This window comes from Cohnella rhizoplanae (assembly GCF_948329515.1).
GTDB classification, from domain to species: Bacteria; Bacillota; Bacilli; order Paenibacillales; family Paenibacillaceae; genus Cohnella; species Cohnella rhizoplanae.
The window spans coordinates 304,306-318,616 of sequence record NZ_CAOJCN010000001.1 but is presented as its reverse complement, the minus strand read 5'-3'; the positions used below and the strand labels follow the sequence as shown (position 1 = coordinate 318,616).

Here is a 14,311-nt window from a genome sequence, read left to right as displayed (position 1 = left end):
CGTATGTCGGGCCGGCCGGCATGGTGACAATCGCCCACCTACGCGCCAAGCTCAAGACCGGCTTCAAACCCGCAGTCCGTTTCTTCCAAGGTCAAGTCCGCGATTTGCGGACGATGCGCTGCAATTGCTCGTAAATGACGCCGGCCGCCTCGGGCATGCCGAGAGACTTGGCCGCGGCCGCCATCCGGACGCGGCGCGACTCGTCGCTCATAATGCCCGCCACGGCCTCGTACAACTTGGCGCCGTCGAGCTCCCGCTCGAGAATCATCAGGCCGCCGCCGACGCGAACGACGCTCTCGGCATTGGCCTGCTGATGATTGTTCGTTACGTTCGGCGACGGCACGTAAATCGCCGGCACGCCGAGCGCGGCGAACTCGGCGATGAACGAGGCGCCGGCGCGACCCACGACGAGCGACGTCGCCGCGAGCACTTCCGCCATGTTGCTTATGTACGGCTTGACGTGCAGCCTGCCCGAGACCGACGGATCCGCGATACGGGCGATCTCCGCCTTCAGTTCCTCGTAATACCGTTCGCCGGAGGCAAACACAAAATGCACGTCAGGCAATCCTGCCAGCCTGGCCGCCGCGTCCGCCGCAGCCCGGTTCAAGGTCTGCGCGCCCCGGCTGCCGCCGACGATCAGCACGAACCGCGTGCCGTGCGCGAGGCCCAGCGAGGCATAGCCGCGGTTCGCGTCGCCTCCGAGTATGGCGGTCGCGCAGGGATTGCCTGCGTACTCCACGCTCTTGACGCCGGCAAAATGCGCTTTGGAGTCGGCGAAGCTGACCGCGACCGCGTCCGCGTACCGGCTCAAAAATTTGTTGGTCAATCCCGGCACGACGTTCTGCTCGTGCAGCAGCGTCGGGATGCCGAGCTTGGCCGCCGCATAGACGACAGGCCCGCATACGTAGCCGCCGGTACCGACGACCGCGTCGGGCCTGAATTCCCGCAGCAGCGATTTGGCGCGCCGCACCCCGCGGACGAACCGCAGGGCGGTGCGAAGATTTTCCAGGGACAACGATCTCCGGATGCCCGTGATGTCGATGCTCTCGAAGGGTATTCCCTGCTCCGGCACGATCCGGCTCTCGAGCCCGCGCTTCGTGCCGATATACAGCAGCTCGCTGGCCGGATCGCGCCGCCCTGCCTCTCGGCCGATGGCGAGCGCGGGATAAATATGGCCGCCGGTACCGCCGCCGGTCAACACGATACGCATAGCGTCACCTCGCAAATCTGGATAAGTTCAGTAAAATGCCCAGCGCCGTCAGGAGCAGCGTCAGCGAAGAGCCCCCGTAGCTGACGAGCGGCAGCGTGATGCCCGTCACGGGCATGAGCCCGATGACGACGCCGATGTTGATCAACACCTGGACCGCGATGATGCCCACGATGCCCGCCGCCAGGAAACTCCCGAACGGGTCGTCGATGGCGATCGCCGTCCGCATGCCGCGCCAGATCAACAGCAAGAACAGCACGAGCAGCAGACTGCCGCCGATGAAGCCCAGCTCCTCGGCCAGGATGGAAAATATAAAGTCGGTCTGCGGTTCGGGCAAATAGTTGTATTTCTGCCGGCTCATGCCGAGGCCGAGTCCGACGAGACCGCCCGGCCCGATCGCGTACAGCGACTGGATCGATTGATACCCCGCGCCCAGCGGGTCCTGCCACGGATCGAGAAAAGCCGTGATCCGCTGAAGCCGGTAAGGCGCGGCGGCGATCAGGCCGACGAGGCCGACGACGCCTAACAGGGCCAACCCGCCGAGGTGACCGATCCTGGCGCCGGCCGCATAGATGACGAGCAGCGCAGCGCCGATCATGACGGCGCCCGTGCCGAGATCCGGCTGCAGCATGATCAGTCCGAACGCGCCGACCAGAATGCCGAGCGGCGGCAGAAGCCCTTTCGTGAACGACACGAGCTTTTGCTGCCGTTCGGCGAGGAAGCGGGCGAGGAACAGGATCATCGCCAGCTTCATGAATTCGGACGGCTGGATGCCGAAGCTGCCGATGCCGAGCCAGCTGCGCGCGCCGCCGCGCACGACGCCGACGCCCGGCACGAGGACGAGGAGCAGCAGGCTGAAGCAAACGAGCAGGCCCGGCAGCGCCCAGCGCCGCCAGCGGATGTAGTCCACGTTCATCGTTACGAACATCATGAAAATGCCGAGCGCCGCGAACAGCAGCTGCCGCTTGACGTAATAAAACTTGTCGCCGTAATCGTGAAAGGCGGCTACCGCGCTCGCGCTGTATACCATCACGATCCCGACCGCCAAAATGCCGAGCGTCGCTGCGATCATCCAAATATCGGGGGCCTTGCGGACCTTGGCCATAAACCGGACACCTCGCCAAACGAAGAAGTGGGGACGAGCCCCCTTCTTACAGCGTATGCGCCGATTGTTTAAAAATGCGCCCCCTGTCCTCGTACGACTGGAACATGTCCCAGCTGGCGCAGGCGGGCGAGAGCAGCACGATATCTCCCGGCTCCGCCATGGCGGCGGCCTCCAGGACGGCTCTCTTCAGCGTTTCGGCGGCATCCTCTACAGGTTCGACGACCGCGACGCTCGTTAAACCGGCTTCCTCCGCGACCTTGCGAATCTTTTCCCGCGTCTCCCCGAGCGCCACGACGCCTTTGAGGCGCTCGCGGAACAGCGGGATGAGCTCGCGATAATCGGAGCCGCGGTCGAGTCCGCCCGCGATCAGCACGAGCGGCGCGGGCAGCGAAGAGACGGACATGATCGTTGCCGTCGGGTTGGTCGCCTTCGAATCGTTGAAGTAACGCACCTCCCGGAACGTCCCGACGAATTCCAGTCGATGCTCGACGCCCTTGAATCGCTCGAGCGGCTCCTGCAGCGACGCGGGCGCCGCCCCTGCCGCCAGCGCGATCGCGACCGCCGCCAGCGCGTTGGCGCAGTTGTGGCGGCCTGGAATGCCGAGCCGGTCGACGCGCGCGATGCGCGTCTCGGCGCCGCCGGCGTCGCGCGCGACGATCCAGCGCTCCGCCGGCTGCGAATCTGACGGCTCGCCGGCGCCGCCAGCCGCGAACGGCGGTTCCACCGACACGCCCGGCGACAGCCGCCGGGTCAGCGAGAACGGCAGCTTGCGCCCCGCCGAAGACTGCCCGATCCGCGCGCAGACGGGATCGTCCGCGTTGAAGACGGCCGTGTCTCCGTCGGCCAGGTTGGCGAACAGCTTCGCCTTGGACGCGACATAGTCTTCCATCGTACCGTGATAATCGAGATGCGTCTCCGCCAGATTGAGCAGGCAGGCGATGCGCGGGTGGAAACCGGACGTCCCTTTGAGCTGGAAGCTCGAGAGCTCCGCGACGAGCCAGCCGTCCGGCCCGATCTCCTGCGCGGCGTCGACCAGCGGACGGCCGATATTGCCCGCGACGATCGGAGCGAGTCCGGCGGCCGCGAGCAGCTCGCCGCTCCAGGTCGTCGTCGTCGTTTTGCCGTTGGAGCCGGTAATGCCGACGATCGGCGCCGGCGACAGCTGTCCCGCGACCTCGACCTCCGTCACGACCTCGACGCCGAGCGCTTCCGCCTGCACGACGGGCGAGGCGGTGTACGGGATGCCCGGATTTTTCACCAGCAGCGCCGTATCCGCCGTCACCAGGTCGTTCAGATGTCCGCCGCAAACAACAGAAATGCCCAAAGCCTCGAGCTCCGAGGCTTCGGGACAGGCTTCCCTCTCCTTGCGGTCGTTCGCCGTCACGACGCAGCCCGCCTGATGGAACAGCTTCGCGGCGGCCGCGCCGCTGCGGGCGAGGCCCAGCACGACGACCTTGCGGCCGCGGTAATTCGCAAGTGGCATCATAGGTTCCCAATCCCCTTATACAGTATCAGACCGATCGCGGCGAAAACGAGTCCGGCCAGCCAGAAGGTCGTCACGACGCGCCACTCGGACCAGCCCGTGAGCTCGAAGTGGTGGTGGATGGGACTCATTTTGAATACCCTTTTGCCGCGAGTCTTAAACGACCCGACCTGGATGATGACGGACAGCATCTCGAGCACGAAAACGCCGCCGATCACGATCAAGAGAAGCTCCGTCTTGGTCAGGATCGCGACCGCGCCGATGCCGCCGCCGAGCCCGAGCGAGCCCGAGTCTCCCATGAAAACCTTGGCCGGGTGCGCGTTGTACACGAGGAAGCCGAGTACCGCGCCGACGACGGCCGCCGAGAAAATCGCGGATTGCTGCTGGGTCGCCTCGAGCGCCACGATGGCGAACGCGCCGAACGCGAGCGCGCTTGTCCCGGATAATAGGCCGTCCAGGCCGTCGGTGAAGTTCACCGCGTTGGTCGCGGCGAAGAAGATGACGACGACCAGTATGTAATACGCCCAGCCCAGGTCCAGCGACCAATCCGTTCCCGGCACGCCTACGGCGGTGCTCAGGTCCATCCGGTGGATGATCAAGCAGAACGCGATCGACACGACCAGCTGTCCGAAGAGCTTCTGCCAGGCCGTAAGGCCGAGCGAGCGCTTCATGGCGATCTTGATAAAATCGTCCAGAAAGCCCACGAGGCCGAAGCCCAGGCTCGCGGTCAGCAGCGCCCAAAAGGGCCAGCCGCGGTCCGAAAACTTTAGGAAAGCCACGGTCATCGCGAGCAGGATGATGATGCCGCCCATCGTGGGCGTGCCGATCTTCTTCAGGTGAGACTGCGGTCCGTCGTCCCTGACCTGCTGCCCGAACTTCAGCCGCCGCAGCACCGGAATGCAGAGCGGGCCGAGCAGCACGGTGAGCAGGAAGGAGACGCCGAGCGTCCAGAGCGTGGATGCGTAATCCATCAGCGTCCCTCCTCCTTCCCCGCCGCCAGGCGATGCACGATCTCTTCGAGGCGCATCCCCCGCGACGCCTTCACCAGGACGAGGTCGCCGGGTTCGACGAGCCCGAGGAGCGCCTCGGCCAGCTCGTTCTTATCCGTGAAGTGGCGCACCGTCCCGCCCGGCATCGCGTGCGAGGCGGCTTCGGCCGTGTGCGCGGACAGCGGACCGTAAGCCAGCAAGCCGTCGGCCTGGCCCCGCGACAGCTCGCGGCCGATGGCGGCGTGGAACTCGGCTTCGTCCGGGCCGAGCTCGAGCATGTCGCCGAGCACGAGCCACTTGCGGCGGTAGCCGCCGAGCTGCGCGACGAGCGCGATGGCCGCGCGCACGGAGGCCGGGCTCGCATTGTAGGCGTCGTTCAGGACGAGCGCGCCGCTCCGCGCCTGGACGCGTTCGATCCGCATGCCGGTCAGCTTCGCCTCGGACAGGCCGCGCGCGATGTCCGCGTCCGCGACGCCCAGGAGACGGGCGACCGCGATCGCGGCCAGGGCGTTGACCGCGTTGTGCCTGCCGGGGGTCGGCAGGACGAAGCGCGAAGCCTCGGCAGCTGCGCCGGCGCTTCGGGCGGCGTCCGCTGCCGACGGCGCCGTCAGCGTCGCCGAAGATCCGGTCTGCGCGACGAAGGACGCGCGCTCCGCGTCCGTCGCGATGTCCATCGCGCGCAGTTCGCAGGCTGCCGATTCGCCGAACGTCAGCGTCCGCAGCGACTCCGCCGGCAGCGCGAGCGCCGCGAGCTCCTCGCGCAGCAGCGGCTCGTCGCCGTTATAAATCAATATGCCGCCGTCCTTGACGCCCTCCGCGATCTCCAGCTTGGCGCGCGCGATGCCGCGCCTGGAGCCGAGGTGCTCGAGATGGGACTCTCCGATGTTCGTGATGACGGCCATGTCGGGCCTTGCGATGCGGGTGAGCAGCGAGATCTCGCCGAAGCCGCTCATCCCCATCTCCAGCACGAGAACCTCCGCGTCCCTGTCCGCCCGGAGGATCGTCAGCGGCAATCCGATATGATTGTTATAATTGCCTTCGGTCTTGGTCGTCTTAAAAGTCGTGCCCAGCACGGACGCGATCAGGTCCTTGGTCGTCGTCTTGCCGTTGCTGCCCGTCACGCCCACGACCTTGGGCGTCCAGCTCCCGAGATAGCCCGCGGCCAGGCGCTGCAGCGCCGCCAGCGTGTCGTCCACCAGCAGCAGCGGCAGCGCGATGTCCGCCGGCACCGGGCGGTCGCGCCGCCACAATGCGGCAGACGCCCCCGCCCGAACGGCGGTATCTATGTAGTCATGTCCGTCGAACCGGTCCCCGGAGAGCGGCACGAACAGCTGTCCGGCGGCGATCGACCTTGAATCGGTCGACACGCCGGAGATCTCCGCCTCCGCGGTCCGGGGCGCGCCGGACATCTCTGCGCCGCACCAGGCGGCGACTTCGCCTATCGTCGCTCTCATCACAGCATCCTGCTCCTTATCGCGTCGCGCGCCGTCAGCCGATCGTCGAAGTCGTGCGTCACGCCGCCGATAATTTGATACGTCTCGTGTCCTTTTCCCGCTATCAATACTACATCCCCGGGGCTGGCCATTTCAACCGCTTTGCGAATGGCCGCTCCGCGGTCCGGCTCCAGCTCGTACCGGTCCGGATCGACAGCGTCTTCCTTCAGGCCGGCTTCGATATCCTCGAGGATCGCGATCGGGTCCTCGGTACGCGGATTGTCGCTCGTCACGAGCAGGACGTCGGCGAGCTCCGCCGCGATCCGGCCCATGATCGGGCGCTTGGTCCGGTCCCGGTCGCCGCCGCAGCCGAAGACGCAGATGACCTTGCCCTCGGCGATCTCGCGCACGGCGCGCAGCACGTTGTCGAGACCGTCGGGCGTATGCGCGTAGTCGACGACGACCGCGTAGGGCTGGCCCTCGTCGACGGCCTCGACGCGGCCGGGCACGCCCGGCACCGCTTCGAGACTGGCGACGGCCGCGTCCAGTCCGATGCCCTCGACCAGGGCGGCGGCTAGCGAGGCGAGCGCGTTATACGCGTTGAACTTGCCGACCATGCGCAGCTGCACGGGCCGCGATCCGCGGAACGTCTCGACGTCGAACGAGGTGCCGCGGGACGAGATCCGCAGGTTCGTCGCGCGTACGTCCGCCTCCCTGTCGATGCCGTAAGTGACGATCTCCGCCGCCGTCAGCCTGGCGAACTTGGCGGACACCTCGTCGTCGGCGTTCAGCACGGCATACGCGCGATCCTCGGGACCGGCGCCGTAGTCGTTGCCCAGCCTAGAGAAGAACAATCCCTTCGCGGCGGCGTACGCTTCCATCGTGACGTGATAGTCGAGGTGGTCCTGCGTCAGATTGGTAAAAATAGCCGTCTTAAACTTGGTTCCCCACGTTCTGCCCTGCTCCAGCGCGTGCGAGCTCACCTCCATGACGGCCCGCTCCGTTCCGGCATCCGCCATGGCGCCCAGCAGACGCTGCAACGGCTGAATGTCCGGCGTCGTCCCGGACATCGGATAGCTATTGCCCGCATACCTCGCCTCGATCGTGCCGATGACGCCGGGCGAGATCCCGGCGTCGCTCAGGATGCGCTCGATCAGGTACGTGGTCGTCGTCTTGCCGTTGGTGCCGGTCACGCCGATGGGCCGGAGCTTGCGCGACGGATGGCCGTACCAGCTGTCCGCCAGCACCGCGAGCGCGCGGCGCACGTCGGGCACGACCAGCTGCGGCGCGGGCAGCGGCAGCTCCCGCGAGACCACGAGCGCGGCGGCGCCGCGCTCCAGCGCCTGCGGCGCGAAGTCATGTCCGTCGACCCGATGGCCCGGGAGGCAGAAGAACAGCTGTCCCGCCTCCACGGCTCTCGAGTCCGACTCGATCCCCCGAATGTCGACGCCGTCGTCGCCGATGATCCGATGCAGCAGCAGTTCCTTGGCCAATTGATTTAATCGCATCGCACGTTCAGCTCCTTCGGCAAACAGCAGTTTTGCTATTTCGCGTGATTGAAATATTGATCCATTTTCCTATGCGTACATTATCCGCCATGCCGGCTTTTCAAACAAGAGGAAGGAAAGACTTGGCATTCGGGTGTCCGCGACCGCTGACCGGACTCAATCCGCGCCGACCGGAGGCCGTTCGCCCTCGCTGCCGAGATAGATCCGGATGACCGAGCCTTTCTGCACGCGCTGGCCCGCTGCCGGCGCCTGGCGCAGCACCGTGTCTCCCTTGCCGGAGGACGACAGCTGGAAGTTCATGTTCATATCCTCGTACAAGTCGGACACCGTCTTGCCCACGAGGTTCGGCACGTTCACCATCGGCAGCTCGCCCAGCTTGTACTCCTTGCCGATCTGCTCCTTGCGGGGCTCGACGCCCAGATACGGCAGCGCGTCCGCCATGATGCCCCGCACGATCGGCGCCGCCACGACGCCGCCGAACTGGATACCCTGCGGATTGTCGACGGCGACGTAAACGATCAGCTGCGGATCGTCGGCCGGCGCGAAGCCGATAAAAGAAACGATGTGCTCGCTCGCCGAGTAGACGCCGTTAATGACCTTCTGCGCGGTTCCCGTCTTGCCGCCGACCCTGTAGCCGTCCAAAAACGCGTTGCCGCCGGTCCCCTGCGCCACGACGCTCTCGAGCGCTTCGCGCACCTGCTTGGAGGTCTCCGGCGAGATGACCTGGCGCACGAGTTCGGGCTTGATTTCTTGCAGCGTCTCGCCCGTCTCCGGATTGACCCACGCCTTCGCGACGTGCGGTTTGAACAGCTTGCCTCCGTTGATCGCGGCGGCGACCGCCGTAATCTGCTGGATCGGGGTCACGGACACCCCCTGCCCGAACGCCGTCGTAGCCAGCTCCACCGGCCCGACATTGGCCAGCTTGAACAAAATGCCGTTTTCTTCGCCGCCGATGTCGATCCCGGTTCTTTTGCCGAAGCCGAAGTCCTTGATATACGAGAACAGCTTTTCCTTCCCGAGCCGCTGCCCCAGGGTCACGAAGCCCGGGTTGCAGGAATTTTCCACGACCTCGAGGAAGGACTGGCTCCCGTGACCGCCCTTCTTCCAGCAGCGCAGCCTCGCCCCGCCGACTTCGACGAATCCGGGATCGTAAAAGCGCTCGTTTTTCAAATCCACCTTGCCCTCCTGGATGGCGGCGGACAGCGTGATGATCTTAAAGGTCGATCCGGGCTCGTAGGTCATCCAGATCGGCAGATTGCGGTTGTAGACCTCCGGCGCCGCTTCCTGGTAACGGTCGGGCTGAAACGTAGGCCGGCTGCCCATGGCCAGGATCTCGCCCGTCTTGGGATCCATGGCGATGGCGATGACGTCCTTGGCCTGATACTTCAGCATCGCCTGGTCGAGCTCGCGCTCCACGATCGACTGGATCTTCTGGTCGATCGTCAGCTGCAGCGTCAGGCCGTCGCGCGGCGGCTGGTAAGCCTCGGACGAGTTCGGCATCTGCCTCCCGGCGGCGTCGGTCAGAAACGAGATGTTCCCGCGCGTGCCCGACAGCAATGGATTGTACTGCTTCTCCACGCCGGTCAGGCCGCTGTCGTAGCCGGTAATGCCCAGTACCTGGGCGGCCATCGTGCCGAACGGATAGAAGCGCTTGTTGTCTTCTGCGACATAGATGCCGGGCAGCGCCAGATCCCGGATCTCCTGCGCCAGCTCAAGCGTGATCTTGCGTCCGCCCGGGCGCAGGTTCACGTTGCTCTCCTTTTTCTTAAGCATCCCGGCCACCTTGTCCGCGGTCATGCCGATGAGCGGCGCCAGCTTCCTTGCCGTGCCTTCCTTGTCCTTCACCTGCGCCGGCACCGCGTACACGGTCGGCGAACTGATGTTGTACGCGAGCTTAATGCCCGTGCGATCCGTGATCGTGCCTCTCTTGGCCTCGAACGGAATCTGCCTGCGCCACGATTCTTCCGCCTGCTCCGCCAGCTTGCCTCCCTTGACCAGCTGTACGTATGCGAGGCGCGCGATGAGCGCCATGAATCCGATTCCTACCGCGAGCAGCGCCAGCAGCAGCCGCCGCCTCACCGTCACTTGCGAGATTCTCACGCAGGTAAGCCCCCTCCCCGGAATATCGGTGCGTTACTCCCACCCTATTCCTTGGAGAAGGGGCTTAGAACAAGCTATGCTTGTCCGGACCGGACGAACCGGGCCGCGCCTTCGCTAATCGCCGGCGTCGCCGACGGCGCTGTCGTCCACGTTGCCCGCGCCTTCGCCGCCTGCCTGTACCTGCTTATCCCCTTCGCCCGCTTTCGCGTCCTCCGCGTCCGAGGCATGCCCTTCCGTCTTGGCGGCGCCGGCCGGGGCGGACAGCGTCAGCGCGATCGACAGCTTTTCGCCGTTTCGCGCCGCCAGCTGGTCGGACACGTAGCCCTGGCCGCTGGCCGTACAGGATGCGCCGAGCAGCGAACACATATCCAGCGCGTCCCGCAGGGACAATCCCTTGAAGCTCGGCACGCTTCCCAGCGTTTTCTCGGTTAACAGGTACACGTGCTGAGACGTCGGCAGCATCGTGCCCGCCTTGGGCAGCTGCGAGATCACCTTGTCCCCTTTGCCGAGCACGAGCGCCTCGAACGAGCTGTTCGACAGCTTGCTCTTGGCCTGCGCGGCCGTCATGCCGCTTACGTCGACCACCTTTGCCGTGACCGGGGCCGGCGTCGCTGCGGGATCGTCCTTCTCGTCCTTGTCCGCATCCTTCGCGATAGCCGGCAGCACGCCGAGATGAAGGAGGGATTTTTGCATAATCTCCTTAAAAATCGGAGCGGCGACGGAGCCTCCGCCCAACGTCTCGTCGTCCGGCTCGTCCACGAGCACGTACAGGACGATCTTCGGATCCTCGACCGGCGCGTAGCCGATGAACGATACGACGAATTTGTCTTCGGCGTAGCCCGTCCCGATGACCTTCTGCGCCGTACCCGTCTTGCCCGCGATCCGATAGCCCTCTATGTAGGCGTTGCGCCCGGTGCCGATTTCTTTGTCGCTGACGACCTGCTCCAGGTATTCGCCGACCTTCTTGGACGTCTGCTCCGAGATGACCTGACGGATGACCTTGGGCTCGGTGACGGCCTTCTCTCCGGTATTCGGATCCGAGATCGACTTGATGATATGCGGGGTCATCAGCTTACCGCCGTTGGCGACGGCGGCAACGGCGGCGACTTGCTGGATCGGCGTGACGGACACGGCCTGTCCGAAGGTCGCCGCGGCGTAGTCCCGCTCCCATGTCAGCTGCGTGGTGCCCGCGATCTCGCCCGCCAGCTCGATGCCGGTCTTATGACCGAATCCGAAGTTGTCGATATACTGTTTGAATTTGTCTTTGCCCAGCTTCTCGTAGCCCAGCTTGACGAACGCTACGTTACTCGAACGCTTCAGGCCCTCGAGGTACGTGATCTCGCCCCAGCCGCCGCGCTTGATATCGTTGACGGGCGCCGACTTCGGGATCGCCACGCTGCCCGACATATATTTGTCGTTCGGGTTGAACAGCCCTTCCTGGACGGCCGCCGCGAGCGTCACGATCTTGAACGTAGAGCCCGGCTCGTAAATGGACTGCACCGCGTTGTTCTTGAACGAGGATTGATCCTTCGCATAGTCCCAGTAGTTGTTGGGGTCGAAGTCCGGCAGGCTGACCATGCCGAGAATGTCCATCGTCTTCGGATCGGCCGCGATCGCGGTCATGCTGAGCGGGTGGTACTGCTCGTAAGCCGTCTTCATCGCCTGCTCCATATAATACTGGATGTCGCGGTCGATCGTCAGCATGACGTTCTTGCCGTCGATCGCCTGCTTCGCCTCGATCTCGCCGTCCGCGAGCTGCGTGCGCTTGCCGTCTTTGACGTAAGTAATGGAGCCCCCCTCGCCCTTGAGCTCGCCGTCGAGCGACTTTTCGAGCCCCATGATGGCCGTGCCTTCCTTGTTCTGATAACCGAGAATCTGGGAAGCGAGCGAACCGTTCGGATAATAGCGCTTCTTGTCCTCGATCAGGTAGATGCCGACGTCCTTTTTGCCCGTCAACTCGCGCATCTGATCGCGGAATGCCGTCAGCCGGTCGGCGACCTCTTTATCGACCTTCCAGCCCTCGGGCTGCACCTCGCGCTGGGGGTAGTAGACGCCCTTGCTCGTCTTGGCGTCGATGATCTTGCGGACCTGGTCCTCGGGCTTGCCGAGTATGTTGGTCACCTTGGACGCGATCTGGTCGATAAGCTTCCACTGGGGATTGGCGTCGTTCAGCTCGTGAATAATCTTGGGGCTCAGCGCCAAGGTATACGCGGCGGCGTCCCCGGCCAGTACGGTGCCGGAGCGGTCGGAGATCGTGCCGCGTTCCTGGACGAGCTTCTTGGTCGTGACCCACGTATTGCGGGCTTGCTCGGACCAGAATTCCGCATGCGCCACCTGCACCCAATAAATTCGTCCCCATAAAGCGACAAACAGGAGGGTAATTACCCCTCCCGCCAGCAGCGTGCGCAATTTGATTCTTTTCGTCATTTCCCTCACCTTCCGTTCGATTCGGGCTAAGCGTCGGCTATCGGGCCCTTAATTTCCGTCGGCGGACAGCGTCAGCGGCTTCTGGCCGTTGTTAAACACGTAGCCTTTTTCCGTCGCCAGCCGCTGGATCCGCGCGGGATCCCGCAGCTTGTCCACCTCGCGCTGCAGTTCCTTGGTCTGATCGGCGCTCGTCTCGTACTCGCTCGTCGTTTGCTGAATATCGCGATTCATCTCGTACAGACCGGCGTTGCGATATAAAATAATTCCCGCCATGGCGACGCAGACGAACACGGTCAGCAGGTACAGCAGCTTCTCGCCGACCGGTATGCTCTTGCGGCGTACGTGGGTCGCAGTCTGCGCGGCCCGCTGCTGCTGCGGCTTTTTTTGCTGCTCCGGCTGGCGTTCCTCTCGGACGGCCAGATTGCCATAATAACGCATGATCAACGCTCCCCCGCGCCTTGATGTCGTGACGCTTCTATTTTTCGATCCGATGCGAACGTACGCCGGCCGTTAAGCCGGTTCGACCCTTATTGCGGCTCGCGATCGTCCGGATTGAGTTTTTCCGCGATTCTAAGTTTCGCCGAGCGCGCCCGGTTGTTCTGCTCGAGTTCCGCGTCCGTCGGCACGATCGCCTTGCGCGGCGTCAGCTTCAGCCTGCCTTCGCCCCATACCGTCACCGGGAATCCCGGCGGGCTGATGTTGGCCGGCACTTCCTTCACGAATGTCTCTTTGCAGATCCGGTCCTCTAGCGAATGAAACGTGATGACCGCGATCCGTCCGCCGGGTGCGGCGCAATCGATCGCTTGCTTGAGCGCGTCCCGGAATGCCTCCAGCTCGTCGTTGACCGCGATGCGGATCGCCTGGAAGGCACGCTTCGCGGGGTGGCCTCCCGTACGCCTCGCGGCCGCGGGAATGGCGGTCTTCACGAGCTCGGCCAGCTGGCCGGTCGTCTCGATCGGCGACTTGGCTCTCGATTCCACCAGATGCCTTGCGATCTTGCGCGCGAACTTCTCCTCGCCGTAATCGCGCAGGATGCGCGACAGCTCCCGCTCGTCCCACTCGTTCACGACCTCGCGGGCGCTGAGCGACTGGCTGCGGTCCATGCGCATGTCGAGTTCAGCGTCATGATTGTAGCTGAAGCCTCGGTCGGCTTCGTCCAGCTGCGGGCTGGATACGCCCAGATCGAACAGTATGCCGTCTACCTGGGGCACGCCGTTCTTCTCCGGCACGCCAGCTTGCCGCAGCGCGTCCGCGAGGTGCCGGAAGTTGCTTTTCACCAGCGTCACGATGTCTCCATATGGCGCCAGTCGCTCGCGCGCGTGGGCGAGAGCGGTGTCGTCCTGATCCAGGCCGATAAGCCTGCCTCCGGGGGCGAGGCGCGAGGCGATCGCTTCGCTGTGTCCCGCGCCTCCCAGGGTGCAATCGACGTAGATGCCGTCTTCGCGGATATTCAGACCCTCTACCGCTTCTTCTTTGAGCACTGTGATGTGGTGGAACAAAATATGGCCTCCCGGCAACCCTCGCGGTCATGCTGTCGGCTGCTTCTGTCTATGTATTGGTGATGTGTAAACTAATTCGGGACCCGCGCGACGATCGCCCTTGCTTCAGAAATGAAAATCGAAATCGACCAGCTTCTCCGCGATCTCGTTGAACGATTCCTCGGAGGCATGACTATAGGCTTCCCAAGTCGCCTTGTCCCAAATCTCCACTCTCGTGGATACGCCGATAATCGTGCATTCCTTGTCCAGCTTGGCATAGTCTCGCAGGTGGTTCGGAAGGTTGACCCTTCCCTGTTTGTCCCACTCGCCCTCGGAAGCGCCGGAGAACAGCAGACGGGAAAACGCTCTGGCGCCCGCCGCCATCGACGGCAGCGCCCGAAGCCGCTGCTCCAGCTGCGCCCACTCCTCGCGGGGATAGACGAACAAACAGTTGTCGAGCCCGCGGGTGACGATGAAGTCGGCGCCCAGCGCGTCGCGGAATTTAGCGGGAATAATGATTCGGCCTTTGTCGTCGATCGAATGCTGGTATTCCCCTAAAAACATGACCGCTGCGCACCCCC

General features: G+C 64.4%; 11 protein-coding genes. All 11 read right to left on the bottom strand.

Translation table 11 applies throughout. From position 1 onward, the window contains the following. Positions 1 to 91: 91 nt before the first annotated feature. Positions 92 to 1,210, bottom strand: coding sequence for an undecaprenyldiphospho-muramoylpentapeptide beta-N-acetylglucosaminyltransferase (murG, locus tag PQG80_RS01405; protein WP_271749341.1), 1,119 nt, complete (start codon positions 1,208 to 1,210; stop codon positions 92 to 94). A 4-nt stretch (positions 1,211 to 1,214) separates the two neighbouring features. Beyond that, entirely contained in the window at positions 1,215 to 2,312 is a 1,098-nt protein-coding gene (spoVE, locus tag PQG80_RS01400; protein ID WP_271749340.1) for a stage V sporulation protein E, read from the bottom strand. Positions 2,313 to 2,358: 46 nt separating this feature from the next. Further along, entirely contained in the window at positions 2,359 to 3,798 is a 1,440-nt protein-coding gene (gene murD / locus PQG80_RS01395) for a UDP-N-acetylmuramoyl-L-alanine--D-glutamate ligase (protein ID WP_271749339.1), read from the bottom strand. Further along, positions 3,795 to 4,766, bottom strand: coding sequence for a phospho-N-acetylmuramoyl-pentapeptide-transferase (gene mraY, locus PQG80_RS01390; RefSeq protein ID WP_271749338.1), 972 nt, complete (start codon positions 4,764 to 4,766; stop codon positions 3,795 to 3,797). The genes murD and mraY overlap by 4 nt, the downstream gene beginning before the upstream one ends. Beyond that, on the bottom strand, positions 4,766 to 6,238 hold the full coding sequence (locus PQG80_RS01385) for a UDP-N-acetylmuramoyl-tripeptide--D-alanyl-D-alanine ligase (protein ID WP_271749337.1): 1,473 nt from the start codon (positions 6,236 to 6,238) through the stop codon (positions 4,766 to 4,768). Before PQG80_RS01385 ends, mraY begins: the two co-directional genes overlap by 1 nt. Next, positions 6,238 to 7,725 (bottom strand): UDP-N-acetylmuramoyl-L-alanyl-D-glutamate--2,6-diaminopimelate ligase, encoded by a 1,488-nt coding sequence (locus PQG80_RS01380; RefSeq protein WP_271749335.1) that lies wholly within the window; start codon positions 7,723 to 7,725, stop codon positions 6,238 to 6,240. The genes PQG80_RS01385 and PQG80_RS01380 overlap by 1 nt, the downstream gene beginning before the upstream one ends. 156 nt (positions 7,726 to 7,881) lie before the next feature. Continuing rightward, on the bottom strand, positions 7,882 to 9,825 hold the full coding sequence (locus tag PQG80_RS01375) for a stage V sporulation protein D (RefSeq protein ID WP_271749334.1): 1,944 nt from the start codon (positions 9,823 to 9,825) through the stop codon (positions 7,882 to 7,884). Between the two features lie 114 nt (positions 9,826 to 9,939). After that, complete coding sequence (locus PQG80_RS01370) at positions 9,940 to 12,252, bottom strand: penicillin-binding transpeptidase domain-containing protein (RefSeq protein ID WP_271749333.1); 2,313 nt, start codon at positions 12,250 to 12,252, stop codon at positions 9,940 to 9,942. Between the two features lie 48 nt (positions 12,253 to 12,300). Then, the gene (gene ftsL2, locus PQG80_RS01365) at positions 12,301 to 12,690 is read right to left on the bottom strand and encodes a cell division protein FtsL (protein ID WP_271749331.1); all 390 of its coding nucleotides are present in this window, start codon (positions 12,688 to 12,690) and stop codon (positions 12,301 to 12,303) included. A gap of 89 nt (positions 12,691 to 12,779) precedes the next feature. Then, the gene (gene rsmH, locus PQG80_RS01360) at positions 12,780 to 13,751 is read right to left on the bottom strand and encodes a 16S rRNA (cytosine(1402)-N(4))-methyltransferase RsmH (protein WP_271749330.1); all 972 of its coding nucleotides are present in this window, start codon (positions 13,749 to 13,751) and stop codon (positions 12,780 to 12,782) included. A gap of 105 nt (positions 13,752 to 13,856) precedes the next feature. Then, the gene (mraZ, locus tag PQG80_RS01355) at positions 13,857 to 14,294 is read right to left on the bottom strand and encodes a division/cell wall cluster transcriptional repressor MraZ (RefSeq protein ID WP_271749329.1); all 438 of its coding nucleotides are present in this window, start codon (positions 14,292 to 14,294) and stop codon (positions 13,857 to 13,859) included. Positions 14,295 to 14,311 lie beyond the last annotated feature (17 nt).